General features: G+C 69.8%; 25 protein-coding genes and 1 tRNA gene. 16 read left to right on the forward strand and 10 right to left on the reverse strand.

Going from position 1 to position 26,259, the window contains the following annotated elements; genetic code table 11:
- Window positions 1-716: 716 nt before the first annotated feature.
- Window positions 717-1,112 (forward strand): DUF6344 domain-containing protein, encoded by a 396-nt coding sequence (locus tag ACIP8W_RS22225; RefSeq protein WP_401954862.1) that lies wholly within the window; start codon window positions 717-719, stop codon window positions 1,110-1,112.
- A gap of 223 nt (window positions 1,113-1,335) precedes the next feature.
- Here ACIP8W_RS22225 and ACIP8W_RS22230 read toward each other — a convergent pair whose 3' ends face one another.
- Window positions 1,336-2,040, reverse strand: a complete 705-nt coding sequence (locus ACIP8W_RS22230) for a DUF5324 family protein (protein ID WP_401954859.1) — start codon at window positions 2,038-2,040, stop codon at window positions 1,336-1,338.
- Window positions 2,041-2,291: 251 nt separating this feature from the next.
- Between ACIP8W_RS22230 and ACIP8W_RS22235 the strand changes: the two genes are divergently transcribed.
- Window positions 2,292-2,819 (forward strand): peptidylprolyl isomerase, encoded by a 528-nt coding sequence (locus ACIP8W_RS22235; protein WP_401954856.1) that lies wholly within the window; start codon window positions 2,292-2,294, stop codon window positions 2,817-2,819.
- Between the two features lie 170 nt (window positions 2,820-2,989).
- Window positions 2,990-3,898 carry a rhomboid family intramembrane serine protease gene (locus ACIP8W_RS22240; protein WP_401954853.1) on the forward strand — a complete coding sequence of 303 codons (909 nt, stop codon included), beginning with the start codon at window positions 2,990-2,992 and terminating at the stop codon, window positions 3,896-3,898.
- Between the two features lie 376 nt (window positions 3,899-4,274).
- On the opposite strand, the gene crgA is transcribed toward ACIP8W_RS22240, so the two are convergent.
- Window positions 4,275-4,529 carry a cell division protein CrgA gene (gene crgA, locus ACIP8W_RS22245; RefSeq protein WP_401954850.1) on the reverse strand — a complete coding sequence of 85 codons (255 nt, stop codon included), beginning with the start codon at window positions 4,527-4,529 and terminating at the stop codon, window positions 4,275-4,277.
- 139 nt (window positions 4,530-4,668) lie between these two features.
- Here crgA and ACIP8W_RS22250 point away from each other — a divergent pair, with 139 nt between their 5' ends.
- The 5 genes from ACIP8W_RS22250 (at window position 4,669) to ACIP8W_RS22270 (ending at window position 8,646) form a co-directional block, all read left to right on the forward strand.
- The gene (locus ACIP8W_RS22250; RefSeq protein WP_401954848.1) at window positions 4,669-5,436 is read left to right on the forward strand and encodes a DUF881 domain-containing protein; all 768 of its coding nucleotides are present in this window, start codon (window positions 4,669-4,671) and stop codon (window positions 5,434-5,436) included.
- 169 nt (window positions 5,437-5,605) lie between these two features.
- Window positions 5,606-5,779 carry a hypothetical protein gene (locus tag ACIP8W_RS22255; protein ID WP_329066071.1) on the forward strand — a complete coding sequence of 58 codons (174 nt, stop codon included), beginning with the start codon at window positions 5,606-5,608 and terminating at the stop codon, window positions 5,777-5,779.
- Window positions 5,776-6,420: an aminodeoxychorismate/anthranilate synthase component II gene (locus ACIP8W_RS22260; protein WP_402147286.1), complete on the forward strand. Its 645-nt coding sequence runs from the start codon at window positions 5,776-5,778 to the stop codon at window positions 6,418-6,420. Before ACIP8W_RS22255 ends, ACIP8W_RS22260 begins: the two co-directional genes overlap by 4 nt.
- An 83-nt stretch (window positions 6,421-6,503) precedes the next feature.
- Window positions 6,504-7,847, forward strand: a complete 1,344-nt coding sequence (locus tag ACIP8W_RS22265; protein ID WP_402204365.1) for a class E sortase — start codon at window positions 6,504-6,506, stop codon at window positions 7,845-7,847.
- A gap of 46 nt (window positions 7,848-7,893) precedes the next feature.
- Window positions 7,894-8,646, forward strand: coding sequence for a class E sortase (locus ACIP8W_RS22270; RefSeq protein ID WP_402204293.1), 753 nt, complete (start codon window positions 7,894-7,896; stop codon window positions 8,644-8,646).
- Window positions 8,647-8,751: 105 nt separating this feature from the next.
- Here the strand turns inward: ACIP8W_RS22270 and pknB are convergent, their stop codons facing one another.
- The 6 genes from pknB to ACIP8W_RS22300 all read right to left on the reverse strand — a co-directional run bounded on the left by pknB (window position 8,752) and on the right by ACIP8W_RS22300 (window position 16,885).
- Window positions 8,752-10,794: a Stk1 family PASTA domain-containing Ser/Thr kinase gene (gene pknB, locus ACIP8W_RS22275; RefSeq protein WP_401954840.1), complete on the reverse strand. Its 2,043-nt coding sequence runs from the start codon at window positions 10,792-10,794 to the stop codon at window positions 8,752-8,754.
- A gap of 167 nt (window positions 10,795-10,961) precedes the next feature.
- Complete coding sequence (locus tag ACIP8W_RS22280; RefSeq protein WP_401954838.1) at window positions 10,962-12,428, reverse strand: peptidoglycan D,D-transpeptidase FtsI family protein; 1,467 nt, start codon at window positions 12,426-12,428, stop codon at window positions 10,962-10,964.
- Window positions 12,425-13,843, reverse strand: coding sequence for an FtsW/RodA/SpoVE family cell cycle protein (locus ACIP8W_RS22285; protein ID WP_401954835.1), 1,419 nt, complete (start codon window positions 13,841-13,843; stop codon window positions 12,425-12,427). Before ACIP8W_RS22285 ends, ACIP8W_RS22280 begins: the two co-directional genes overlap by 4 nt.
- A gap of 26 nt (window positions 13,844-13,869) precedes the next feature.
- A complete protein-coding gene (locus ACIP8W_RS22290) occupies window positions 13,870-15,369 on the reverse strand; it encodes a Stp1/IreP family PP2C-type Ser/Thr phosphatase (protein ID WP_401955008.1) in 1,500 nt (499 codons plus the stop codon).
- Between the two features lie 144 nt (window positions 15,370-15,513).
- On the reverse strand, window positions 15,514-16,026 hold the full coding sequence (locus tag ACIP8W_RS22295; RefSeq protein WP_401954832.1) for an FHA domain-containing protein: 513 nt from the start codon (window positions 16,024-16,026) through the stop codon (window positions 15,514-15,516).
- A gap of 10 nt (window positions 16,027-16,036) precedes the next feature.
- Complete coding sequence (locus ACIP8W_RS22300; RefSeq protein WP_401954829.1) at window positions 16,037-16,885, reverse strand: FhaA domain-containing protein; 849 nt, start codon at window positions 16,883-16,885, stop codon at window positions 16,037-16,039.
- A gap of 314 nt (window positions 16,886-17,199) precedes the next feature.
- Here ACIP8W_RS22300 and ACIP8W_RS22305 point away from each other — a divergent pair.
- Window positions 17,200-17,283, forward strand: a tRNA-Leu gene (locus ACIP8W_RS22305).
- 232 nt (window positions 17,284-17,515) lie between these two features.
- Here ACIP8W_RS22305 and ACIP8W_RS22310 read toward each other — a convergent pair.
- The gene (locus ACIP8W_RS22310; protein WP_401954826.1) at window positions 17,516-18,136 is read right to left on the reverse strand and encodes an FMN-dependent NADH-azoreductase; all 621 of its coding nucleotides are present in this window, start codon (window positions 18,134-18,136) and stop codon (window positions 17,516-17,518) included.
- Window positions 18,137-18,232: 96 nt separating this feature from the next.
- Here ACIP8W_RS22310 and ACIP8W_RS22315 point away from each other — a divergent pair, with 96 nt between their 5' ends.
- The 7 genes from ACIP8W_RS22315 to ACIP8W_RS22345 all read left to right on the forward strand — a co-directional run bounded on the left by ACIP8W_RS22315 (window position 18,233) and on the right by ACIP8W_RS22345 (window position 24,427).
- The gene (locus ACIP8W_RS22315) at window positions 18,233-18,595 is read left to right on the forward strand and encodes a winged helix-turn-helix transcriptional regulator (protein WP_401954824.1); all 363 of its coding nucleotides are present in this window, start codon (window positions 18,233-18,235) and stop codon (window positions 18,593-18,595) included.
- Window positions 18,596-18,685: 90 nt separating this feature from the next.
- Window positions 18,686-20,149 carry a DUF2252 domain-containing protein gene (locus tag ACIP8W_RS22320; RefSeq protein WP_402204296.1) on the forward strand — a complete coding sequence of 488 codons (1,464 nt, stop codon included), beginning with the start codon at window positions 18,686-18,688 and terminating at the stop codon, window positions 20,147-20,149.
- 102 nt (window positions 20,150-20,251) lie between these two features.
- The gene (locus tag ACIP8W_RS22325; protein ID WP_402204298.1) at window positions 20,252-21,181 is read left to right on the forward strand and encodes a J domain-containing protein; all 930 of its coding nucleotides are present in this window, start codon (window positions 20,252-20,254) and stop codon (window positions 21,179-21,181) included.
- 136 nt (window positions 21,182-21,317) lie between these two features.
- Complete coding sequence (locus ACIP8W_RS22330) at window positions 21,318-21,662, forward strand: rhodanese-like domain-containing protein (protein WP_401954820.1); 345 nt, start codon at window positions 21,318-21,320, stop codon at window positions 21,660-21,662.
- A 130-nt stretch (window positions 21,663-21,792) separates the two neighbouring features.
- A complete protein-coding gene (locus ACIP8W_RS22335; RefSeq protein WP_401954817.1) occupies window positions 21,793-22,500 on the forward strand; it encodes a DUF5819 family protein in 708 nt (235 codons plus the stop codon).
- The gene (locus ACIP8W_RS22340; protein WP_401954814.1) at window positions 22,497-23,753 is read left to right on the forward strand and encodes an HTTM domain-containing protein; all 1,257 of its coding nucleotides are present in this window, start codon (window positions 22,497-22,499) and stop codon (window positions 23,751-23,753) included. Before ACIP8W_RS22335 ends, ACIP8W_RS22340 begins: the two co-directional genes overlap by 4 nt.
- Window positions 23,750-24,427 carry a TrmH family RNA methyltransferase gene (locus ACIP8W_RS22345; RefSeq protein WP_401954811.1) on the forward strand — a complete coding sequence of 226 codons (678 nt, stop codon included), beginning with the start codon at window positions 23,750-23,752 and terminating at the stop codon, window positions 24,425-24,427. Before ACIP8W_RS22340 ends, ACIP8W_RS22345 begins: the two co-directional genes overlap by 4 nt.
- 13 nt (window positions 24,428-24,440) lie before the next feature.
- Here ACIP8W_RS22345 and paaN read toward each other — a convergent pair whose 3' ends face one another.
- Window positions 24,441-26,147 (reverse strand): phenylacetic acid degradation protein PaaN, encoded by a 1,707-nt coding sequence (gene paaN / locus ACIP8W_RS22350; protein WP_401954808.1) that lies wholly within the window; start codon window positions 26,145-26,147, stop codon window positions 24,441-24,443.
- Between the last annotated feature and the right edge of the window lie 112 nt (window positions 26,148-26,259).

The following is a 26,259-nucleotide window of genomic DNA, read 5'->3' on the forward strand; positions in this document are numbered from 1 at the left end:
CGGCTCGCGCCTCGCTCGAAGAATTGGCCGAGATCCTCGCCGAAGTTGCCGGATCCGCAAACCTGCTCAGGCCCCCCGTAATTCCGAGCCCCCGAAATCAGCGGGGGGGGGGGGGAGGGCTTGAGAGCGGATGGTTGATCTTCGGTTGTGCGCACAGGCTTGATTCTGGCAGAACGGGAGGATACGGCGTTCTGCCTTGTTGCCGGGCGCTGTCCACCGGTCCGTATGGCGGCGCCGATCGCGTGGGGGTTCCCGCCTGTTCGGAGCCGCAGTCAGCACGTCGTTCGAGATGGACTCCCCGAGCAGGCACACCACCTCGGTCCGTGCGACCTTCCCGGTCGCGTTCTCGGTGACGATCACCAGAAGGTACGGCGGATGCTCGGTCATCGGCGGGTGCGGTGGCAGGTGGAGCGGTGCGAACGCAGACGCGACCTATGGGCGTATCCGGAGCAGCCGCTTTTTCCAGGGGTTGTCCGGCAAATGATCAGGCAGTCCGATACGTACGAGACGGCGGTTGCCAAGCGTGGCGGGGCCTGGCACGCCCAGGGGAGGGCGTTTCCGGTGGGTTGTCGGGGCCGGGTGTCCACTCCAGTTGGACCGTACGAGTGGTGTTCATCCGAAGAGCTGCGCAGCGTCGGCGTCGTTCCCGGGATTCTCGAGATGCGTACACATCATGAGGAAGGTATGTAGATCGCTCAACCCGAAAGCGAGGGGTCATGGCCGCCTTCAAGGTCAAGAAACTGTGGACCGTCTTCCTCACCGCGTTCTTCGCGGTGCTCTCCGCCCTGGGGCTGACCGCCCCGGCCGCTGCCGCCGGAACGGCCGTACAGCAGCCGGTCGAGCAGCCCGCGCCGGCGCCCGCCGTCGCGCGTCACGGCTCCGCCGAGGCCGGTACGGCCGGACGGGGGGTGGTGTCCAGACCTGTGCTGAGCGCGGTGCCGCGCGATCGGTCGCTGCCGCCCACGATCAAGCAGCGGATCCGCGCCGAGGCGCACGGCTCGTCACCGTCGGTCCGTCATCTGCCGGCCGCGCTGCCCGGTGAGTCCGACGCCGCCGCCGACTCGGCGCGGACGCGCGCGTACGCCGCGGACGCGGCACTCGTCGCCGCGTGAGGCGCCGGGGTTCCCCCAGTCTCCCGGCGCCTGGCGTACTGGATCCGACGGACGTACGGGACCAGCCTGGCGTACTGGATCCGACGGACGTACGGGATCCGTTCGCCGTACCGGATCCGACGGACGTACGGGATCCGTTCGCCGTACCGGATCCGACGGACGCACCGGACCAGCCTGGCGTACTGGATCCGCCTGTCGTACCGGACCCGTTCGTCGTATCGGGTCAGGGGTGGCCGTTTTCGTCGCGCTTGCGCTCCGCTTCCGTCTTGGGGTGTACCTCGGGGTCGACCGGGGTGACCAGATGGCTGCCGTCGACCGATGCCAGTGGGGCGCGCTCCGGGACTTCGGTGGCGGCCGGTGGTTCGACCAGCCAGTCCGGGTTCGCCTGCTTGTCCCACCACTTCCAGGCGGCGAAGGCACCGCCGGTCAGCGCGCCGACGAGGACGACGCCCCTGACCGCACGGCCGGCCCTGGCCCGCCGTTCGTGCCTGCGCACCAGCTTCTGGATCTCCCGCACCGTGACCTGTCCGCGCAGTGCGGCCAGCGCGGCCGCGGAACGCGCCGCGGCCTCCTCGGCCACCGGCTGCGCCGTGGCCACCGCCTGTTCGACCCGCGGCACTGTGTACTCCGCGGCCTGACGGGCCGCCTTCCGCGTACGGTCCGCCGCGAGGCGAGCCGCGTCATCGATCTTCGGGGGTACCCGGGGCGCCACATGGGCGCCGTACTGAATACGAGCTGCTTGAGCGGCCTTCGACACTGTCGGGGCGAGCCGTACGCGCGCCTCACGGGCGTACACAGCGGCCTGCTCCTTGGCCAGTACGGCCTGTTCCTTTGCCGTGCCGGCGTAGGGTGCCACCGCTTCAGCGGCGTGCTGCACGCTCTCCCTCGCCGAACCGGTGGCGGCGCGCACGCTGTCCATGCGGGTCACAGGATCATCCTCCTCGGTGGCGTTCCGTATCTCACCTATCCACCCTTTTCGAGATCATGCCCGTTGGGTCCGGTCTCGGCATGTGTTACGGGCATCCGGGTCATTCCCGGCGTGCGCCGGTCCTTGGCGTGAGTGCTCCGCCTTCCCGCGCGCGCCCGCTCTCCGCCGCCGTGCGGCCGCTCCGGCCTGCCCTCGTGCGAGGATCGAGCGAGAGAGCCGGTGAAGGCTCGAAGACTTACGGAAGGCACATCGTGGCCGAGCAGCTTTACGCCACCCTGAGGACGAGTCAGGGCGACATCGAGATCCGGCTCCTGCCGAACCACGCGCCGAAGACGGTCAGGAACTTCGTCGAGCTGGCGCGGGGCGAGCGGGAGTGGGTCAACCCGGTCACCGGTGTGAAGAGCAAGGACAAGCTGTACGACGGCACGGTCTTCCACCGGGTGATGAACGGGTTCATGATCCAAGGCGGCGATCCGCTGGGCGACGGGACCGGCGACCCGGGCTACAAGTTCCCCGACGAGTTCCATCCGGAGCTGTCCTTCGACAAGCCGTATCTGCTGGCCATGGCCAACGCGGGGCCCGGCACCAACGGCTCGCAGTTCTTCATCACGCTGTCGGCGACCACCTGGCTGAACCGCAAGCACACGATCTTCGGCGAGGTCACCAACGCGGCGAGCAGGAAGGTCGTGGACGCCATCGGCGCCACCCCGACCCATGCGCGCAGTGAGCGCCCGCTCCAGGACGTGGTGATCGAGTCGGTCGTCGTCGAGAGCCGCTGATCCCTCGGGGAGACCGCCGATCCCAGGGGTCCGGCCGATCCGACGGCCGATCCGAGGGGGTCGGCCGGGAACCTTCCCGCCCCGCCCGTCCGTAGTGGTTACATACCGGACGGGCGGGGCGGTGCGCTGTGCCGCACACCGTCCGCCGCTATCGAAGACCGAGGGGACCGATGGACCACCCGCCAGGCGGCAATGGAGGCCAGGACCGGCCCGCCGCCACCGAAAGCATGCCCAGCTGTTATCGGCACCCGGGCCGGGAGACGGGCATAAGCTGCACGCGCTGCGAGCGCCCCATCTGCCCCGAATGCATGATCGACGCCTCGGTGGGGTTCCAGTGCCCCGAGTGCGTACGGCAGGGATCCGGTACGGGGTACGGAGCGAGCGCCAACCAGCCGCGTACCCTCGCGGGCGGCACGATCGCGGCCGATCCGCGGCTGCTGACCAAGATCCTGATCGGTATCAATGTCGCGGTCTTCGTCGCCGTTCTCGCGGTCGGCGGGAATCTGCTGGTCAACGACCTCAGCCTGATCGGTTACGCCTTCGATCCCGAACTCGGCCGGGTCGTCGGGGTCGCGAACGGCGAGTGGTACCGGCTGTTCACCTCGATGTTCCTGCACGAGGCGATCTGGCACATCGCCTTCAACATGCTGGGCCTGTGGTGGCTCGGCGGGCCGCTGGAGACGGCGCTCGGCCGGGTCCGCTTCCTGGCGCTCTATCTGGTCTCGGGACTCGCCGGCAGCGCGCTCACCTATCTCGTCGCGGCGCCCAACGGGGGCTCGCTCGGAGCTTCCGGCGCGATCTTCGGACTGCTCGGCGCCACGGCCGTACTGATGCGCCGGCTCAACTACGACATGCGGCCGGTGCTGATCCTGCTGGCGCTGAACCTGCTCTTCACCTTCACCTGGTCCGGGATCGCCTGGGAGGCGCATGTCGGCGGGCTGGTGGCGGGGACGGCCATCGCCATAGGGATGGTGCACGCGCCGCGCAAGCACCGGGCGCTGGTGCAGTTCGGGACCTGTGCGCTGGTGCTGCTGGTGGCGGTGGTCGTGATCGTCGTCAGGACGTCTCAGCTCACCTGAGGAGCTTCCCGAGGCCCTTCGGAGCCGCCCGTGGGCGTCCGGGTGGGGAAGTTGTCCACAGAGTGTGCCGGATCTTGTGCATCCCGTGGGGAACATGCGTGCCCCTTGTCGCCGGTGTGGGTTTGACCAGCGGGGACAAGGGGCTTTCGCATTATCGGAATGGCCTGCGCGGTCACACCGGCGTCAACATCCCGTGGAGTTATCCACAGATCGTCTGACCTTTTCCCCTGCTTGTGGATAACGATGTGGACAACTGAGGGGAGAGCTTGACGGGCAGGTGGTGGACCGGCTGCTTCCGCACGGCTGCCGCCGGGCTGTGGGCGGAGCCGCTACTTCCACAGGAGTGGAGACGGCTACTTCCACAAGGTGGAGACGGCTACTTCCACTGGGTGGAGACGCCGAACCCGGCGGCGATGAAGCCGAACCCGACCACGATGTTCCAGTTCCCGAAGCTCTTCACCGGGAGGTCGCCGTCGGTCAGGTAGAAGACGACGATCCAGGCCAGCCCGATCAGGAACAGGACCAGCATGACCGGGGCGACCCAGCTCCTGTTCGTGAGCTTTATGGCGGTCGCCTGCCTCGCCGGGGGCGGCGTGAAGTCGGCCTTCTTGCGGATACGTGACTTCGGCACGAGGGACTCTCCTGTCGATGCGCTGCGTGACCGCAGGGAACTCTAACGGGCTGGCCGGGGCGGGAGCAGGGGGATCACCGCCGCCCCCGGGCGTCCGTTAGCGTAGTGCTTCCGTGGCGCCTAAGGAGATAAGGGTACGTTGAGCAATTCTGCCGACTCCCCCCAAGGGCCGGTCCCCCGACCGGTCCGGCGCCCCGTCCGGCTGCTCACCGCGGGGGTCTTCGCGCTGGCCGGGCTGATCTTCGTCACCAGCTTCAACACGGCCAAGGGCACCAACATCCGTACGGACGCCTCGCTGCTGAAGCTCTCCGACCTGATCCACGAACGCGACCGGAAGAACGCCGAACTGGGTGATTCCACGGCGGCGGTACGGCAGAAGATCGACACCCTCGTCAGTCACGACCAGGGCTCGGACGAGGCCGCGAAGGCCCGGCTGAAGGCCCTGGAGACCCGCGCGGGCACCGAGAAGCTCACCGGCGGGGCCCTGACCGTCACCCTCGACGACGCCCCGCCGAACGCCACCGCCAACCCCGGCTACCCCGAGCCGCAACCCAACGACCTGGTCATCCACCAGCAGGATCTGCAAGCCGTGGTCAACGCCCTGTGGCAGGGCGGGGCCGAGGGGATCCGGGTCATGGACCAGCGGCTGATCTCCACCAGCGCGGTCCGGTGCGTCGGCAACACCCTGATCCTCCAGGGCCGCGTCTACTCGCCGCCGTACAAAATCACCGCCGTCGGTGACCGGGGCAGGCTCCGCGAGGCCCTCGACAACTCCCCGGCGATCCAGAACTACCAGCTGTACGTCAAGGCGTACGGGCTCGGCTGGAAGGTCGACGAGCTGAGCAGGGAGACGCTCCCCGGCTACTCGGGCACGGTGGACCTCCACTACGCGAAGCCGGTGAAGTAGGGGCCGGTGGGAGCCTGGAGCGGCTCCGGAGCGCGCCCCGAGGGGGAACCCTGTGACGAAGAGCAAGCTCGAACCTTCGTACAGCTGGGGCATGCGCCGCCCATGTGTCCGTGCCGACCTTTAGTCTGGTGCGGTACCGCCCGGGGCGGTACCGGACGGAAGGGACCGCATGTACGGCTGGATCTGGCGGCATCTGCCGGGCAACGTGTGGCTGCGGGCGGCGTTCTCGCTCGTGCTGGCGCTCGCCGTCGTCTATGTGCTGTTCCAGTACGTCTTCCCCTGGGCGGAGCCGCTGCTGCCGTTCAACGACGTCACGGTCGACGGAGCGGGGGCGGCCCGATGAGCGCCCGCGCCCGCATCCTCGTCGTCGACAACTACGACAGCTTCGTCTTCAACCTCGTCCAGTACCTCTACCAGCTCGGCGCCGAGTGCGAGGTGCGGCGGAACGACGAGGTGACCGTCGCGCACGCCCAGGACGGCTTCGACGGCGTCCTGCTCTCCCCCGGCCCCGGTACGCCCGAAGAGGCCGGTGTCTGCGTCGAGATGGTGCGCCACTGCGCCACGACCGGGGTGCCCGTCTTCGGCGTCTGCCTCGGCATGCAGTCGATGGCCGTGGCGTACGGAGGCGTCGTCGACCGGGCCCCCGAACTGCTGCACGGCAAGACGTCCCCGGTCACGCACGAGGGCAAGGGCGTCTTCGCCGGGCTGCCCTCGCCGTTCACCGCGACGCGCTACCACTCGCTGGCGGCGGAGCCCGCGGAGCTGCCGGCCGAGCTGGAAGTCACCGCCAGGACGGCGGACGGGATCATCATGGGCCTGCGCCACCGTGAACTGCCGGTCGAGGGCGTGCAGTTCCACCCCGAGTCCGTCCTCACCGAACACGGCCACCTGATGCTGGCCAACTGGCTCGCGCAGTGCGGCGACCCCGGCGCGGTGGACCGCTCGACGGGCCTGGCGCCGGTGGTGGGCAAGGCGCTCGCGTGACCGCGCTCCGCCCCGAGCACGACGCCCGCTACGGAGCGCCGTACGAGGGCACGTACGAGCAGGGCGGGTACGAGGGCGGGGGCGTGTACGAGCAGGGCGGTTACGAGGGCGGGGGAGTGTACGAGCAGGGCGCGGGCGGCCCGGTGGACCCGCTGAACGGCCCGCCGGGCGATCCGCTGAACGGGCAGCCGCCCGCCGCCGAGGCACCGCGGCAGCCGCCCGCGCAGCCCGCGCGCAGACCGGGGCGGCACCGGGGCGTGCCGCGGCAGGAGACGCCGGTCGCGTACGAGCCGGCGCCCCCGCCCCCGCCCGTACCGGCGCAGCAGGAGTACTACCAGCGGTACGCCGGCCAGGCGCCGCCCCAGGCCCCTGAGGCGGCTTCCCGGGCCGAGGCGGCTCCCCGGGCCCCCGCGGGCCCTGTGGAGCCGCCTCCGCCGTACTACGGGGACGCGCGGACGGCGGTCCTGCCGCCCGTACCGGCCGCGCCCGTACCTCCACCGATATCCGAGCGGGACGACCGGACGGTCGCGCTCCGCGCGCTGGATCCCGCCCTGGCTCCCGGCAGGGCCCCGGAGGCGCCGCCGGTCACCGGCGGGCGCGCGGAGCGCCGCAGGGCCGCCAAGGGGGGCGGACGGGGCCGCAGGCGCCCCGGGCCGACGGGCGGGCCGGAGGCGGACCCGGGCCCGGTGGAGCCCACGAGCATGTCCTCGCGGCCGCTCTCCCGCGTCGAGGCCCGTCGGGCGGCGCGGCTGCGCAAGGAGAGCCCGGCGGTCATCGCCAGCCGGGTGGTCGGCGAGCTGTTCATCACCTTCGGCGTGCTGATGCTCCTGTTCGTGACGTACCAGCTCTGGTGGACGAACATCCAGGCCGGTCTGTACGCGGGCAAGGAGACGAACAAGATCCAGAGCAGCTTCACGGAGAACCGCGAGGCCGGTGCCTTCGAGCCGGGGCAGGGCTTCGCGGTCATGCATATCCCCAAGCTCGATGTCGTCGTGCCCGTCGCCGAGGGCATCGACAAGGAGAAGGTCCTCGACCGGGGCATGGTCGGCCACTACGCCGAGGGCGGCCTCAAGACGGCGATGCCCGACGACAAGCGGGGCAACTTCGCGGTGGCGGGCCACCGCAACACCCATGGCGAACCGTTCCGGTACATCAACCGGCTGAAGCCCGGCGACAAGATCATCGTCGAGACGCGGGACGCGTACTACACGTACGACATGACCAGCATCCTGCCGCAGACGCCGCCCTCGAACGTGAGCGTGATCGAGCCGGTGCCGGTCGGATCGGGATTTACCGGGCCAGGCCGGTACATCACCTTGACGACCTGTACCCCGGAGTTCACCAGTACGTACCGCATGATCGTGTGGGGCAAGATGGTGGACGAGCGGCCGCGCAGCAAGGGCAAGCCCGACGCTCTCGTCGGCTGAGGCCGTCGATCGGCCAGAGAAGACGACCGGGACGGGGACGGGTGCGGTGGCAGTCAGTACCGAGCAGGACGGACGGACCGGGGCCGCACCGCCACCGCCCGCCCGCAGGCGGCGCGGCAGGGTCGCCGCGGTCGTCAGCGTCTTCGGCGAACTGCTCATCACGGCGGGTGTGATCCTGGGCCTGTTCGTGGCCTACTCGCTGTGGTGGACGAACGTCCTGGCCGACCGGGCGGCGGCCGAACAGGGCGACGACGTACGCCACAACTGGGCGCAGGAGGGCGGTGACAGCCCCGACGGCGAGCCCCGGACCTTCGACTCCGCGGACGGCATCGGCTTCCTGCACGTCCCCGCGATGGATGGCAGCGAGATCCTGGTCAAGAAGGGCACCACCCCCTCCCTGCTGAACGACGGCGTCGCGGGTTACTACACGGACCCCGTCAAGTCGGCCCTCCCCTGGGACAAGAAGGGAAACTTCACGCTGGCCGCGCACCGGGACGGCCACGGGGCGCGGTTCCACAACATCCACAAGATCAGGACGGGCGATCCGATCGTCTTCGAGACCCGCGACACCTGGTACATCTACAAGGTCTACAAGGAGCTTCCGCAGACCTCGAAGTTCAATGTGGAGGTGCTGATGCCGGTCCCGAAGGAGTCGGGGAAGACCGAGCCGGGCCGCTACCTCACGCTGACGACCTGCACGCCGATCTACAGCTCCGACTACCGCTACATCGTCTGGGCGGAGCTGGACCGCACGCAGAAGGTCGACAAGGCGCGGACGCCGCCGCCCGAACTGCGCTGAGCTTTCCTTTCCCGCCGAGCCTTCCTGCTCGGGCGGGTACGAAGCGGCCCCGGCCCCCCCACGGAAACGGTGGGGGCCGGGGCGCTTCGTACCCTCGGGGCTGTCTCAGTTGTTGAAGAAGTCCGAGAAGTCGACGCCGCCGTTGTTGTTGTTCCCACCGCCGTTGTTGCCGCCGTTGTTCCCGCCGCCGTTGTTCCCGTTGTTGTTCTGGGCACCGAAGGTGGTGAGGGTGACGAGGCCGCCCTTGTCGACCTGCGTGCCGGGGCCGGGGTCGACGGACAGGACGCGGGCGTCGTCGTCGTCGGACGAGCCCTGGGTGATGCCGACCGTGAGGCCGAGGCCCTGGAGCTGGTCCTTGACGTCCTCCAGGCGCTGGCCGACGAGACCGTCGGGGATGGCGACCTTCTCCGGCTCCTCCTGCTTCGGGCCGTTGGAGACCTCCAGGGTGACCTGGGTGCCCTTCTCCGCCTGGGAGTTGCCGTCCGGGCTCTGCTTGACGACATTGCCCGCGGGCTGGTCGGAGTCGACCTGGGTGGAGTTGACCGTGAAGCCGAGGGCCGTCAGCTGGGCGGTCGCGTCGGCGAGGGACCTGCCGGTCACCGGGGGAACGGTGACCTTGGCCTGCTTCGCGATCGTCAGCGTGACCGTGGAGCCCTTCTCGACCGCCGCGCCGGCCTCGGGGTCCTGCCTGAGCACCGAACCGGCGGTGCTCTCGGACTCCTCTTCCTCGGTCTTGACGACGAAGCCGTCGTTCTCCAGGAGGTCCGTCGCGCTCTGTTCCTGCTTCTCGGTGACGTCCGGGACCTTGACCTGCGGGGCGCCCTCCGAGACGACGACCAGGATGGTGTCGCCCTGGTTGACCGGGCCGCTCTCGGGGTTCTGGCTGCAGATGGAGCCCTTGGGGACCTCACAGCGCTCGGAGCCGGACTGCTTGATCTTCACGCCCGCGTTGTCGGCGGACCGCTCGGCGTCCGTGAGCGTCTTCCCGACGAACTGGGGTACGTCCAGCTGGTTGACCTTGGTGTCGTCGCCGCCGAAGACCGACTTGCCGATCAGGATCGCGCCGACCAGTACGAGGACGCCCGCGACCGCGAGCAGGACCGTGGAGGTGCTGGACTTCTTCTGGTTCCCGCGACGGCGGTCGGGGCGGTCGTCGTACCCGCCGAAGCCGTCGTCCCCGTTCATCGGCGGGAGCATCGAGGTCTGGGCGGCGGCCGGGCCCTGGTGCATGGCGGCCGTCTGGTCGGCCGGGCCGCCGTACCCGCCGTCGTAGCCGACCGTGCCCATGGCGGCGGTGGCGGCGACGGGCTGGCCGTCGAGGCACGCCTCGATGTCGGCGCGCATCTCGTCGGCGGACTGGTAACGGTAGTCCCGGTCCTTGACGAGGGCCTTCAGGACGATCGCGTCCATCTCGGGCGTGATCTCGGGGTCGAAGACGCTCGGGGTCTGCGGTTCTTCCCGTACATGCTGATAGGCCACCGCCACCGGGGAGTCCCCGATGAACGGCGGCCGGACCGTCAGCAGCTCGTAGAGCAGGCAGCCGGTCGAGTAGAGGTCGGAGCGCGCGTCGACCTGTTCGCCCTTGGCCTGCTCGGGGGAGAGGTACTGGGCGGTGCCGATGACGGCGGAGGTCTGGGTCATCGTCATCCCGGAGTCGCCCATCGCGCGGGCGATGCCGAAGTCCATGACCTTGACCTGGCCGGTGCGCGTCAGCATGACGTTGGCCGGTTTGATGTCGCGGTGGACGATGCCGTTGCGGTGCGAGTACTCCAGCGCCTGGAGGATCCCGACCGTCATCTCCAGCGTGCGCTCGGGGAGCAGTCTCCGGCCGGAGTGCAGCAGCTCCCGCAGGGTCGACCCGTCGACGTGCTCCATCACGATGTACGGGAGGGAGACCCCGTCCACGTAATCCTCGCCGGTGTCGTAGACCGCGACGATCGCCGGGTGGTTGAGCGAGGCGGCCGACTGGGCCTCTCTGCGGAACCTGGCCTGGAACGACGGGTCACGGGCGAGGTCCGCCCGCAGGGTCTTCACGGCGACGGAGCGGCCGAGCCGGGTGTCATGGGCGAGGTAGACCTCCGCCATGCCACCACGGCCGAGCACCGAGCCCAGCTCGTACCGGCCGCCGAGGCGACGCGCCTCTTCCATAGCGTTCCAGCCCTCTCCGTCAGTCCCGACCGCACCGGTGTGTGGTCGGGCGGTGTGCTGTTCGCGCCTACGCTACCGGGCAGGCCACAGGTGATTGGCCCGTAACGGTCACCTGATATACGACCGGTATCGCAATGTGCAGGTATGGACGTGAGCCGTGACAGGCGTCACTTCTTGCTGTCGATGACCGCTTTCATGACGTCCTTGGCGATGGGTGCGGCGAGGCCGCCACCGGAGATGTCGTCGCGGTTGCCGTTCTCGTCCGCGACGACGACGGCGACGGCCACCGGGGAGCCGTTGCCCGTCTTGGCGTACGAGATGAACCAGGCGTACGGGTTCTTGCTGTTGTTCTCGCCGTGCTGGGCGGTGCCGGTCTTGCCGCCGACCGTCACGCCCGGGATCTTGGCGTTCTTGCCGGTACCGTCGTTGACGACCGTCTCCATGATCGACTGGAGCATCTGCGCGTGCTCGGCGGTGAGCGGGCGGCTCTGCTCCTCGGGCTCGGTCTTGTCGAGGATGTCCAGGCCGGGCGTCTCCAGGCGGTCGATCATGTACGGCTTCATCAGCTTGCCGTCATTGGCGACCGCGGCGGCGATCATGGCCATCTGGAGCGGGGTGGCGCGGGTGTCGTACTGGCCGATGGAGGAGAGCGCGGTCTGCGAGACGTTGATGTCCTCGGGGAAGATCGAGGCGTTGGCGCGGACCGGGATGAACTGCTCCGCGTTGAAGCCGAACTTCTTCGCGGTCTCCAGCATCTTGTCCTTGCCGACATCGGCGCCGAGCTTGCCGAAGACGGTGTTGCAGGACATCCGCAGCGCCTCGCGGAGCGAGACGTTCTTGCAGGGGATGTTGTTCTCGTTCAGCAGCGGGGTGGTGGTGCCCGGCATGATCCAGGGGAGCGGGGAGTCGGTCGCCGCGTCGACATTGGTGACCTTGCCGTGCTCCAGGGCCGCGGCGGCGGTCAGCACCTTGAAGGTGGAGCCGGGCGGGTAGGTCTCGCGCAGGGCCCGGTTGAGCATCGGGTTGTCGGGGTCGTTCTTCGGCTGGAGGCCGTTGTACGCCTTGCTGTCGGCGTCGTTGCGGCCGGCGAAGGTGGCGGGGTCGTAGCTCGGGGTCGAGACCAGCGCCAGGATCTTGCCGGTCTGCGGGTCGATGGCCGCGACGGCGCCCTTCTTCTTCCCGAGGCCGTCGTAGGCGGCCTTCTGGGCGGCGCCGTTGAGGGTGGTGACGACGTTGCCGCCCTTCTTCTCGTCGCCGGTGAACATGCTGAGCGTACGGTCGAAGAAGAGCCGGTCGTCGTTGCCGGTGAGGACGCCGTCCTCGAGGTTCTCGATCTGGCTGGCACCGAAGACCTGCGAGGCGTAACCCGTGACGGGGGCCCACATGGGGCCGTCGACATAGGTGCGCTTGTACGCGAAGTAGGTGTCGTCCGTCTTGGCCGAGCCGGTTATGGGCTTGCCGTCGACGATGATGTTGCCGCGGGGGCTGTTGTAGCGCGCGATGTCGACGCGCTTGTTGTACTCGTTGGTGCTCAGCTCGTCCGCGTCGACGTACTGGAGCCAGTTGACCCGGACCATCAGGGCGAGGACGAGGAGCCCACAGAAGATCGCGATGTGGCGCAGGGGTTTGTTCACGGTCGGACCACCTGGGTCATCTCGGCGTCGGGGGACGGGGCCGGGGACGGTGCGGGGCGGCGGGCGGTGTCGCTGATACGGATGAGGATGCCGATCAGCATCCAGTTGGCCAGTACGGAGGAACCGCCGTACGCGACGAACGGCATCGTCATACCGGTCAGCGGGATCAGGCCGATGACGCCACCCGCGACGACGAAGATCTGGATGGCGAAGGCGCCGGAGAGCCCGATGGCGAGGAGCTTGCCGAAGGGGTCACGGGCGGCGAGTGCGGTCCGTACACCGCGCTCGATGATCAGCGTGTAGAGCATCAAGAAGGCCATCGTGCCGGCCAGGCCCAACTCCTCACCGACGGTGGTGAGGATGAAGTCGGCGTTGGCGGCGAAGCCGATGAGATCGGAGTTGCCCTGGCCGAGTCCCGTACCGAGGGTGCCGCCGGAGCCGAAGGAGAGCAGCGAGTCGCCGATCTGTTGGCAGGCACCGGTGACGTCTGTCTGGTAACAGGAGAAGGGGTCGAGCCAGGCGTTGACACGGGCCTGGACGTGCGACTCGAAACTGGCGACGGCCACGGCTCCGACGACCGACATCAGCAGACCGAAGACGATCCAGCTGGTGCGCTCGGTGGCCACGTACAGCATGACCACGAAGAGACCGAAGAAGAGCAGTGAGGTACCGAGGTCGGTCTCGAAGACCAGGATGAGGATGGACAGGCCCCAGATGGCCAGAATCGGTCCCAGGTCACGGCCCCGGGGCAGATACAGACCCATGAAGCGGCGGCTGGCGAGGGCCAGGGCGTCTCTTTTGACCATCAGATAGCCGGAGAAGAAGATCGCGATGATGATCTTCGCGAACTCGCCGGGCTGGATGGTGAATCCGCCGATGTTGATCCAGATCTTGGCGCCGTTCACGGCGGGGAAGAACATCGGCAGGATCAGCAGGAAGAGACCGGCCGCCATGGAGATGTACGTGTAGCGCTGGAGGATGCGGTGATCCTTCAGGAACATCAGTACGGCGGCGAAGAGCGCGATACCCAGGGCCGAGTACAGCAGCTGCTTGGGTGCGTCGGGGCTGAACGCGCCGAATGCGCTCTCGGCGCGCTCGATCAGTCGCGGTGACTGGTCCAGCCGCCAGATCAGCACCAGCCCCAGCCCGTTGAGCAGCGTTGCCAGGGGCAGCAGCAGCGGGTCGGCGTACTTGGCGAACTTGCGCACCACGAGATGCGCGATACCGGCGAGCAGGGCGAGGCCGAGGCTGTAGCCGAGCATGCCTACGGGGACCTTGCCGTCGAGGGCCAGTCCCACGTTCAGATAGGCGAACGCGGAGATGGCGACGGCGAAGGCGAGCAGGGCCAGTTCGGTGTTGCGGCGGCTCGGTGCTTCGATCGCGCCGATGGTGGTCGTGTTGGTGACAACGCTCATGGTGGTGAAGGGCCCCCTACGGCCGGCTACTGCTTACCGCAGTTCGAGGCCACGCTCTGTTCTTCCTCCGAGAGACTGGGGCTCGGAGTCGGAGTCGCGGCTTTCGGCTTGTTGACGCTGGTCCGGGACGTGGACGTGCTCGTACCCGTGGTGCCGCCGGCCTGTCCGGTGACCGCGCCGGCGTTGCTCTCGGCGGCGCGGCGCTGGGCGTCCTTCTTGCAGGCGGACGCCTGGGTGGCCAGCTCCTTGATCTTGAGGCGGCCCTGGGACAGGCTGCCTTCGGCGATGGTGGACTCGACCTGCTTGCGCTGGTAGGGCGGGAGGTACTTCAGCTCGATCTCGGGGTGGTCCTTCTCGACCTCCGAGAGATCGATCCACGCCAGATCCTGGCTGATGCCCCGGTAGAGGGCGATGTGCTCGCCGTTGGCGCCGACGTAGTACTGCGTCTGCGTCCAGCGGTAGCCGCTGTACAGCCCGCCGCCGATGACGGCCAGCGCGAGCACGGTGTAGAGGGATCTCCCGAGCCAGCGGCGCCGTGGCCGGGGCTTGAGGAACTCCTCCTCGTCGTAGCCCCCGTAGCCGCCGTCCGACGGCATTCCGCCGTACCCCGCGTCGCCGCTGCCGGGCGGGCCGAACCCGCCGGCGGGCTGCTGCGGTACGGAGCGGCCGAGGCCGGCCGCGCGGCCGGCCGGGGTCTGCATCGCGGCGGCGTTCTCGGCGGAGCTGAGCGGGAGCTGGTTCTCCGCGACGGCGCCGACGACGACCGGGGTGTCGCTGAGCTGTCCGGCCAGGGTGTCGTTGGACTCGACGTCCAGGACGTCGGCCACGATGCAGGTGATGTTGTCGGGGCCGCCGCCGCGCAGCGCGAGCTGGATGAGGGCCTGGATGGTCTCCTGCGGGCCCTGGTAGCTGGCGAGCGTCTCTTCCATGGTCTGGTGGGAGACCACGCCGGACAGCCCGTCGGAACAGATCAAGTAGCGGTCGCCCGCGCGGACTTCGCGGATGGAGAGATCGGGCTCGACATGGTCGCCGCTGCCCAGCGCGCGCATCAGCAGGGAGCGCTGCGGGTGGGTGGTGGCCTCTTCCTCGGTGATCCGGCCCTCGTCGACCAGCCGCTGCACCCAGGTGTGGTCCTGGGTGATCTGGGTCAGCACGCCGTCGCGCAGCAGATAGGCGCGGGAGTCCCCGACGTGGACCAGGCCGAGTCGCTGGCCGGTCCACAGGAGGGCGGTGAGCGTGGTGCCCATGCCCTCCAGCTGGGGGTCCTCCTCGACCATGACCCGCAACTGGTCGTTGGCCTGCTGTACGGCCGTACCGAGCGAGGTGAGGATGTCGGAGCCGGGAACGTCGTCGTCGAGCTGGACGAGGGTGGAGATCACCTCGGAGGAGGCGACCTCGCCCGCGGCCTGGCCGCCCATGCCGTCGGCGATGGCCAGCAGCCGGGGGCCGGCGTAACCGGAGTCCTCGTTCCCCTCCCGGATCATGCCTTTGTGCGATCCGGCGGCGAACCGCAGAGACAGACTCATGAGCACCTCGCCCGTCGGTTCGCCGGTCGACTGTCGCGCCAGCCGGTCTCGTCGAGCCACACTGCCCACCTTCCGGTCGGGAGCCTGCTCCGGCCCGCTGTCGGGACCGCTGCGGCTCGCTCGCTCCGCTCGCTCATTGTCGTACTACTTCCGCAGCTCGATGACGGTCTTTCCGATGCGGATCGGAGCGCCCAGCGCGATCGGCTGCGGGGTCGTGAGCCGGGTCCGGTCGAGATAGGTGCCGTTGGTGGACCCGAGATCCTCGACGATCCACTGGCCGTCACGGTCCGGGTAGATCCTGGCATGCCGACTGGACGCGTAGTCGTCGTCGAGGACGATCGTCGAGTCGTGCGCGCGGCCCAGTGTGATGGTCTGTCCCTGGAGCGCCACCGTGGTGCCGGTGAGCGAGCCCTCGGAGACGACCAGTTTGGTGGGCGCTCCCCGGCGCTGCCTGCCTCCCTGCTGCTGGCGCTGCTGAGGCGGCGCCGGTGTCTGGCGGGCCTGTTGCGGGCGGGCGTCGGCGTTGCGGCGTGAGCCGCGCTGCGTGACGCGTGTTCCGAACAGATCGCTGCGGATGACCTGTACGGCCACGATCACGAACAGCCACAGAACGGCCAGAAAACCTAGCCGCATGACCGTCAGGGTCAGCTCTGACATTGCCCCCGCTTCACCCTTCGGCTTGCCTGAATACGATGGTGGTGTTGCCCACGACGATCCGCGAACCGTCGCGGAGCGTAGCGCGGGTGGTGTGCTGTCCGTCTACCACGATGCCGTTGGTGGATCCGAGATCCTGGATCGTGGAGGGAGCCCCGGCCCGGATCTCGCAGTGCCTGCGGGAAACCCCCGGGTCGTCGATCCGTACGTCGGCGTCGGTGCTGCGGCCCAGGACCAGTGTCGCGCGGGAGATCTGGTGGCGGTTGCCGTTGATCTCGATCCAGCGGCGGACCTGGCCGCCCTGCGTCATCGCGCCGGGGCCGGGCGTCGCGGGGCCGGTGGCTCCCGGAGCGCCGGGAGGAGCGGCGGACGGCAGTGGGGGTACGGCGCTGGGCGGGTAGCCGTAGCCGCCGCGGGCCGGGCCGGGGGGCGCGGCGGACGGGCCGGGACCGGCGGGGCCGCGCTCGGGCGCCGGCGCCTGTGACGAACTCGACGCCAGGGTGCGGCTGCGTACCCGGTACAGCCCGGTGTCGAGGTCCTCGGCCTTCTCCAGGTGGACCTTGATCGGTCCCATGAAGGTGTAGCGCTGCTGCTTGGCGTAGTCGCGGACGAGTCCGGACAGTTCGTCGCCGAGCTGGCCGGAGTACGGGCTGAGCCGCTCGTAGTCGGGCGTGCTCAGCTCGACGATGAAGTCATTGGGGACGACGGTCCGCTCGCGGTTCCAGATCGTGGCGTTGTTGTCGCACTCCCGCTGAAGGGCACCCGCGATCTCGACCGGCTGGACCTCGGACTTGAACACTTTCGCGAAGGTGCCATTGACCAAACCTTCGAGACGCTGTTCGAAACGCTTCATGACTCCCATGGGGCACCTCCTCGGTCGTTGCTGTCCTGGTACTGCTTACTGATCGTATCCACGCGTCGGGAAATCGGCTGGTTCCCCTTGTCTGCCCCGTCGATGAGTGTCACCTCTCACACGGATCGTAGAGGCGGCTACCGGCCAGTGTCCCGCACCCCGGGGGTACTGAGGAGGAGTGGGCGCGGCCGCGGTCCGTTCCCTGATCCGGGGTCGGACCGGTCGAACAATCGGAGGTGAACCCACCCCCTCCACCGTGCTAATCTTCTCGATGTCGCCAGGAGCACACACCAGCAGGTGAGGCACCGGACGGCACACCCAATGCGCGGGTGGCGGAATAGGCAGACGCGCTGGATTCAGGTTCCAGTGCCCGAAAGGGCGTGGGGGTTCAACTCCCCCCTCGCGCACGGATGGAAGTCCCGTAGGTCATCGACCTACGGGACTTCTTCGTTGCGCGGCCCGTGTCATGCGGCTGTGGGGTCGCCTCTGCCGGGTGTGAGACATGCCTCCCGCGCGGGGGCGTGCTCCGGCGGGAGGCGTCGCGTGTGGTGGCCCTACGGCGTCGGGCGTACGGCTTCGGCGTATGACGTAGGAAGTCGGGCCTTACGGGCGTCGGCGGTACGGCGTTGGCGTACCGGCTCAGACGGCGAGGCGGGCGGCGAGGGCCTTGGCCTTCTCGGTGGCCTCTTCCTCGGTCCTGGCGCGGGAGGCTTCGGCGAGCGGGATCAGGCCGTTCAGCGCCGGGATGGCGTGGGCGAGGGTCAGCTCCGGGGTGATGAAGTCGATGTCCGTGGTGCCGAACATGCCCGTGAGCAGCTTCTCCAGGTAGTTCTGGACGAACTCGAAGCCCTCGCGCGGGGTGCCGGGGCCGTACGCGCCGCCACGGCTGGCGACGATCGTGAACGGGGTCGAGGCCAGCGGGTTGTCGGGGATGTTCGAGTTGTGACCGGTGATGATCACGTGGTCGAACCATGCCTTGAGGGTGGACGGGATCGTGAAGTTGTACATCGGGGCGCCGATGAGCACGGCGTCCGCGTCGGCCAGCTCCGCCGCCAGTTCGGCCCGCAGCGCGCTGTCCGCGCCCGCGGCGGCGGAGGCGCCGTCCAGGTGGGGCAGCGGGTCGGCGGCGAGGTCCCGGTAGACGACCTTGCCCTCGGGGTGCTGCTCCTGCCAGGAGCGGACGAACTTCGCCGTGAGGTCGCGGGAGGCGGAGGAGCCCTCGGGGAGGACGGCGGAGTCGAGGTGCAGAAGCGTGGCCATGTGTGTCTCCTGAGGTGAGTTTTCCGTTCGTTGCTATAGATAACATGGCTGCTTACTTTTTTTCATCCCTCTCCGGAGACCCAGTACGCTGTGCGTATGGCGGATCACAGCGCAGAGCCCTGCAAGAGGGTCGACGTGAGCATCACGCGAGTCTTCGAGTTGCTGGGCAAGCGCTGGACCGGGCCGATCATTTCCGTACTCATGGAACGCGCGGTCTACTTCGCGGATCTGCGGCGGGCGATCCCCGGCATCAGTGAGCGCATGCTCTCGGACCGGCTGACCGAGCTGGGGGCGGCCGGACTGGTCGTGCGCGAGGTCGACGCGGGGCCGCCGCTGCGGGTGTCGTACCGGCTGACGGAGGCGGGGACCGCGATGGAGCCCGCGCTGCGGGAACTGTCGTCGTGGGCCGAGTCCCATCTCCGCCGGCCGTCCGACGACGGCGGCTGCCAGAGCCCCTGACACCGCGTCCGCCGTGGTCGGGGACGGTGCGTACGGCCGGTACCTTCTTGGCAGTTGATCTCGCGCGAGTACGGGGGAGGGCCGCACGCCATGGCCGATGTCGGGTCGGGGACGCCTGGACGGGGAACGGGTCTCGGGGCGGCGCGCATCCCGGTCGTACCGGGCTTCGCGGCGCGTACGGCGGCGCCGGCGCCCAGGGCGCGGGGCAAGGCGCTGCGCGAGCGGGTGCCGCGCGCCGCGCACGCCTCGGTGGTGTACCCGGTGGGGCGGCCCGACGCGGTGCGCGCCACCGAGGAGTCGAACCGCGGCCGGGTGCCCGAGCTGACGCCGATACGGGTGGGGCGGATGGCGGCGACCCCGTTCGCGTTCCTGCGCGGATCCGCCGGGCTGATGGCCCACGATCTGACGGGCACTCCGGTCACCGGCGTCGGCGTCCAGCTCTGCGGGGACGCGCACGCGGCCAACTTCGGTCTGTACGGCGACGCGCGCGGTCGGCTCGTCATCGACCTCAACGACTTCGACGAGACCGTGGCGGGCCCCTGGGAGTGGGACGTCAAGCGGCTCGCGACCTCGCTGGTGCTGGCGGGCCGCGAGGCGGGCGCCGACGAGGACACCTGCCGCAGTGGGGCGCGGGACGCGGTCGGCGCGTACCGGCGCACGATGCGGCTGCTGGCGAAGCTCCCGGCGCTCGACGCGTGGAACGCCATCGCCGACGAGGAACTCGTCTCGCACGCGGACGCGCACGATCTCGCCGGCACGCTGGAGCGCGTCTCGGAGAAGGCGCGCTCCAACACGAGCGCGCGGTTCGCCGCCCGGTCGACCGAGGCGCTCGACGGGGCGGGCGACAGGGGTGCGGAGGGGTTCGCGCGGCGCCGGTTCGTGGACGCGCCGCCCGTACTGCGGCGGGTCTCCGACGAGGAGGCGGCGGCGGTGGCCGCCGCGCTGGGGGAGTATCTGGGCACGCTCTCCGAGGACCGGCTGCCGCTGCTCGCGCGGTACGCGATCCAGGACGTGGCGTTCCGGATCGTCGGCACGGGCAGCGTCGGGACCCGTTCGTACGTGGTGCTGCTGCTCGACCACCGGGGTCGGCCGCTGGTGCTCCAGGTGAAGGAGGCGCGCGCCTCCGCCCTGCTGCCGTACCTCCCGGCGGTCGGGTTCGAGGCGCCCTCGACGCCGATGCACGAGGGGCGCCGGGTGGTGCTGGGGCAGAAGCGGATTCAGGTGGTCAGCGACAACCTGCTGGGCTGGACGACCGTACGCGGCAGGCCCTTCCAGGTACGCCAGTTCAGGAACCGCAAGGGGAGCGTCGATCCGACGGCGCTGCCCGCCGACCAGATAGACGACTACGGGCGGATGACCGGGGCGCTGCTGGCCAGGGCGCACGCGCACAGCGCGGACCCGCGGCTGATCGCCGGGTACTGCGGCAAGAGCGAGGAGCTGGACGTGGCCGTGGCCGCCTTCGCGATGGCGTACGCGGACCGTACGGAGGCGGACCACGCCGCGCTGGTCGCGTCCGTCAGGAGCGGGCGGACCGCCGCCGAGCTGGGGGTATGACGGCCGCGGCCCGGTAGGGGGCGGGGCGGGGGCGCCCGGACCGGCCGGCGGGCGCCGCGGTCGCCCGTACGAGGGCGCCGGGATCGCCCGTACGCTGGACGGGTGATGCACGACGCCCCTGGGGAGCCGACGATCCGTAACGACGATGAGCAGGACGTACGAGACGCGCCGGGCGCGAGTGGCACGGCCGACGCGGTCGCAGGGCCGGTCGATGCGCAGGTCGGTACGGATGGAGCCGCGCCGGTCGCTGTGGACGAGGCGCGGCCCGAGGCGCGGCTGGAGAAGGCCGTGCGCGCCGCCGAGCAGGCGCTGATCGAGTTCGAGATCGCGCTGGAGACGTTCCGGATCGAGGTGGAGAACTTCTCCCGACTGCACCACCAGCGGCTCGGCCCGATGTACGCCCGCCTCGACGAGCTGGACGCGATGATCGCCGAGGCCCGCGCGGCCCGTACGGGAGACCCCGAGGACCTGCGCAGGGCGCGGGAGGCGCGGGCGCTGGTGCAGCCGATGCCGGGGGTGGAGGAGCTGTTCCACGACTGGCTCGATTCGGACGGTCTGTCGCCCGAGGCCGCCGCGATGCTGACCGAGCAGCCCGTACGGCCGCCCGCGCGGGTCCGGGCGAGCGACGAGGCGCGCAAGCTCTACCGTGATCTCGTGCGCAAGGCCCACCCGGATCTGGCGCGGGACGACGCGGACCGCCCCGGGCGCGAGGAGTTCATCACGCGGGTCAACGCCGCCTACGGGCGCGGGGACGAGCCGCTGCTGCGGGAGCTGGCGGCGGAGTGGGCGGCGGGACCCGCGCCGATGGCACGGCGGCTGAGCGAGAGCGAGGAGCTGTACGCCCGGCTGGAGTGGCTGTCGCGGCGCAAGGAGATGCTGACGGTGGTCGCCAAGGAGCTGGAGGAGAGCGCGATCGGCTCGATGCTCAGGATGGCGCCCGAGGACCCGGACCGGCTGCTGGAGGAGATCGCCGAGCAGCTGCTCGCCGAGGTCTCCGAGCGCGAGACGGAACTCGCCAAGCTGGTGCAGTAGGTTTTCGGGAGCCCCGGTTCGGGAGCCCTGGTTTCGGAGCCCCGGTTCCGGAGCCCTGTTCCGAGAATCTGTTTCGGGGCGGTTGTGTTCCGTGTTGTGTACGAGGTTCCGTTATGTACGAGAGAGAGCTACGCCCATGAACTTCGCCCCGCTGCCCTCGGTCGACGCCGCGGCGGTGCCGTCCGACGCCCTGGTGCTGGATGTCCGGGAGGACGACGAGTGGGCGGCCGGTCATGTCGAGGGCGCGTTGCACGTCCCGATGAGCGACTTCGTGGCGCGCTTCGGCGAGGTGACCGAGGCGGTGTCCGAGGGCCGGAAGGTGTATGTGATGTGCCGGGTCGGCGGGCGGTCCGCGCAGGTCACCCAGTATCTGGTGCGGCAGGGCATCGACGCGGTGAACGTGGACGGCGGCATGCTCGCCTGGGACGGCGCCGGGCGGCCGATGGTCACCGGGAGCGGCACCCCGGCGTTCGTTCTCTGACGGCTCAGGTCCGGGCTCCGGTCCGGTCCGGGCCCAGGCGTTCTCCCGTGTCCGGGACGGCCCGTAGGGTGTCAACCGCTGTGGATGACGTGGTGGACGACTGACCGGGCGCGACGGGGATCGGGGCGGCATGGATTCGTACGACGACGAGGCTGCGAAGGCGGGACCGCGGCCACCCGGGACGGGCATAGTCGGGCTCTCCCTTCCGTACCAGGTGGTGGCCTCCGTCGCGGTCGCGGTCATCGGGCTGCTGGCCTGCCTCCATGTGGGCATGGTGTTCCTGCACGTGGCCCCGTCCAACACGATCACCAAGCAGCACGGCAAGGCCGTCGACGCGTGGATCTATCCCGAGTTCGAACAGAACTGGAAGCTCTTCGCGCCCAACCCGCTCCAGCAGAACATCGCCGTCCAGGCGCGCGCCGAGGTCGAGTCCGGCTCCACGCGGACCGTCACCGGCTGGATCGACCTCTCCGCCCAGGACGGCGCGGCGATCCGCGGCAATCCGCTGCCCAGCCATGTCGATCAGAACGAGCTGCGCCGGGGCTGGGACTTCTTCGTCGGGTCGCACGACAACCAGAACCGCCCCAACGGTCTGCGCGGGCAGCTCTCCGAGAGCTATGTCCGCCGCATCACGATGCTGCGCCTCGCCGACATGGAGCTGGGCGGTTCCGTACAGCGCATTCAGCTCAGGTCGGCCACCAGCGCCGTCGCCTCCCCGCCCTGGAGCAAGGAGAAGGCCGGCACGCGTCCGGTCTACCGCGTCCTGCCCTGGTGGACGGTGAACGCCACGGATCTTCCCGGAGGCGTACGGAACGGCCGTACGGAGGCGGGCACATGAGCGAATCGGTCCAGCGTACGAACGTGGAGCGGCGGGCCGCTCTCGCCCTTCAGCGCGTCACCTCCACCGCCCTCGGCCGCTACCAGAGCGCCATCATCCGCATCGGGTTCGCCGGCACTTGGCTGCTCTTCCTGCTGCGCGAGCTGCCGCACCGCCGTGAGCTGTACGGGCCCGACGGGCCGTGGAGCTGGGACATGGCCCAGCAGCTCATCGCGAAGAACGGCGCCTTCACCGCGCTGATGTGGTCCGACAGCACGGTCTGGTTCGAGATCGTGTACGCCGTCGCCGTGCTCTCCAGCGCCCTGCTGCTGCTCGGCTGGCGGACCCGGACGATGTCCGTGCTCTTCATGGTCGGGGTGCTGTCGCTCCAGAACCGCTCGATCTTCATGGGCGACGGCGGCGACAACGTCATCCATCTGATGGCGATCTATCTCGTACTGACCCGGTGCGGTCAGGTCTGGTCGCTGGACGCCCGCCGCGCGGCACGTACCGCCGCCTCCGGTGCCGACGCCGCCGGCGCCGAGGGGGAGGGCGTTGTCGTACGGGACCGGATCGGTCCGGTGCTGTGGGCCGTTCTCGGGGTGCTCCTCCTTGTCGGGACCGTGCTCGACCAGGTCCGGGCCGAGAGCTGGCTGCTCGCCCTGTTCTGGGGGATGTGGGCCGCGCAGGGGCTGTGGTGGGCGGCGAACCGGTACGCGCCGGGCGGCGAGCCGCGCGCCCTGCTCGATGTCCTCGCCAACCTCGTCCACAACGCCGGGCTTCTTGTGATCATGGCCGAGGTCTGTCTCGTCTACGCCACCGCCGGCTGGTACAAGATCCAGGGCTCGCGCTGGCAGGACGGCACCGCGCTGTACTACCCGCTCAAGCTGGACTACTTCGCGCCCTGGCCCGGTCTCTCGGCGCTGCTCGCCTCCAGCGGTGTCATGGTGATGCTGCTCAGCTACGGCACGGTCATCGTGCAGGTCGCCTTCCCGTTCACGCTCTTCAACCGGCGCGTCAAGAACGTACTGCTGGTGGTGATGATGCTGGAGCACGCGGGCATCGCCGTACTGCTCGGGCTGCCGTTCTTCTCGCTGGCGATGATCGCCGCCGACGCGGTCTTCCTGCCGACGAACTTCCTGCGGTGGCTGGGCGCCAGGGTCGTCCTGCTGCGTGACCGGTCGCGCGATCTGCTGTTCTCCCGGGGCCGGCCGGACGGGCCGTCGAAGGAGCGGAGCGAGAGCCCTGACCAGCCACGTACTCTCGTGGGGTGAGCAGCGAGACACCGGCCGAGCAGCTGGAACCGGTCCAGTACGACGACGGCTTCGGCCAGCCGATCGGCGTCGGCCCGCACAGCGAGCCCTGGCCGACCGACGAGCGGTACGACCCCGAGCTGCTGGCCGCCGGTGACCGGCGCAATGTCGTCGACCGCTACCGGTACTGGACGCGCGAGGCGATCGTCGCCGATCTGGACACCCGGCGCCACGACTTCCATGTCGCGGTGGAGAACTGGAGCCACGATTTCAACATCGGCTCCGTCGTGCGTACGGCCAACGCCTTCCTCGCCAAGGAGATCCATATCGTCGGGCGGCGGCGCTGGAACCGGCGCGGTGCGATGGTCACCGACCGGTACCAGCACGTACGCCACCACGCGGACACGGCGGAGCTGACGGCCTGGGCGGCGGCCGAGGGGCTGCCGATCATCGGGATCGACAATCTGCCGGGCGCCGTGCCGCTGGAACGCACCGAACTGCCGCGCCGCTGTGTGCTGCTCTTCGGGCAGGAGGGGCCGGGGCTGACCGAGGAGGCGCGCGCGCACGCCACGATGGTGTGCTCGATCGCCCAGTTCGGCTCGACCCGGTCGATCAACGCGGGGGCGGCCGCCGCGATCGCCATGCACGCCTGGGTGCAGCGGTACGCGCGGATCGAGGCGCCGCCCGCGCCCTGACGTGCCGCCCCGATCAGCCCTGGCGGCGCACCTCCACGGTCCGGAAGCGGTTCGCCACGAAGGCCGCGTCGCACAGCGCCGCGTTCGCCGCGGGGTTGCCGCCGGAGCCGTGGAAGTCCGAGAAGGCCGCGGTCTGGTTCACATAGACCCCGCCGGTGAGATTCAGCGAGAGCTGCGCCGACTCCTCCAGACAGACCTCCTCGACCGCGCGCTCCGTCTCCTCCGAGGTCGTGTACGCGCCGACCGTCATCGCGCCCCGGTGGCGGACGGTGTGCCGCAGCAGCTCCAGCGCGTCCGCCGTGGAGTCCACGGCGACCGCGAACGACACCGGGCCGAAGCACTCGGAGAGATACGGCGCCTGGTCCTCGCCCTCGGCCGGGCTCTCCCAGAACTTGCGGGAGCCGTCGGCCTTCACGATCGCGGGCGTACGGACCACCGCGTCCGGGAAGTCCGGGGAGGCCACCTCGCGCGAGGGCAGCGCCAGCTCCCCGAGATCGCCCGCCGCGTCCAGCCGGGCCTTCACCGCGGGGTTGACCAGAGCGCCGAGCACACCGCTCGCGCGGGCGTCGTCGCCCAGCAGACCGCTCACCGAGGCCGCGAGATCGGCGACCACCTCGTCGTACGACTTCTCGCCCGCGTCCGTCGTGATGCCGTCCCGGGGGATCAGCAGATTCTGCGGGGTGGTGCACATCTGGCCGCTGTACAGCGACAGGGAGAAGGCGAGGTTGGCGAGCATGCCCTTGTAGTCGTCGGTGGAGTCGATGACGACCGTGTTGACGCCGGCTTTCTCCGTATAGACCTGCGCCTGGCGGGCGTGGGTCTCCAGCCAGTCACCGAAGGCGGTCGATCCCGTGTAGTCGATGATCTTGATCTCGGGGCGCGTGGCCAGGGACTTGGCGATGCCCTCGCCGGGACGCTCCACGGCCAGCGCCACCAGGTTCGGGTCGAAGCCCGCCGCCGCGAGCACCTCGCGGGCCACCCGCACCGTCAGGGCGAGCGGCAGCACCGCGCGCGGATGCGGCTTGACCAGGACCGGATTGCCGGTGGCCAGGGAGGCGAACAGGCCCGGATAGCCGTTCCAGGTCGGGAAGGTGTTGCAGCCGACCAGCAGCGCGATGCCGCGCGGCACGGTGGTGAAGGACTTCCGCAGCTCCAGCGGGTCCCGCTTGCCCTGTGGCTTGGACCAGTCGGCGACGTCGGGCGTACGGGTCTGCTCCCGGTACGCGTACGCCACGGCCTCCAGGCCGCGGTCCTGGGCGTGCGGGCCGCCCGCCTGGAACGCCATCATGAACGCCTGGCCGCTGGTGTGCATCACCGCGTGCGCGAACTCGTGCGTACGGGCGCTGATCCTGGCCAGGATCTCCAGACAGACCAGGGCGCGCGTCTCGGGTCCCGCGTCGCGCCAGGCGGCCATGCCCGCGCGCAGGGCGGGCAGCAGGATGTCCGGGTCCGCGTGCGGATACTCGATGCCCAGCGCCGGGCCGTACGGCGAGATCTCGCCGCCCGTCCAGCCGTCCGTGCCGGGCTGGTCCAGCTCGAAGCGGGTGGAACGCAGGGCCTGGAACGCGGCGAGCCCCTCGGCGGGCGCGCTCTCCCCGTACCCCTTGGGGTGCTCGGGGTGCGGGGACCAGTAGGCCCGGGTGCTGATCGTGTCGAGCGCCCGGTCGAGCGTGGGCCGGTGTTCTTCGGCGAGCTGCTGGGGGCTGAGCTGTGCGGCCATCACGGACCAACTCCTCGGTCGGGCTACGGGGGCAGGGATTGGGACGGGCGACATGAGCCGGTGGACAGAGTTAGAGTAACCGAACGGTCGGTCGGGGCAAGGGGGTCCGGCG

The sequence above is a fragment of the Streptomyces sp. NPDC088554 genome, from assembly GCF_044752945.1.
Lineage (GTDB): Bacteria > Actinomycetota > Actinomycetes > Streptomycetales > Streptomycetaceae > Streptomyces.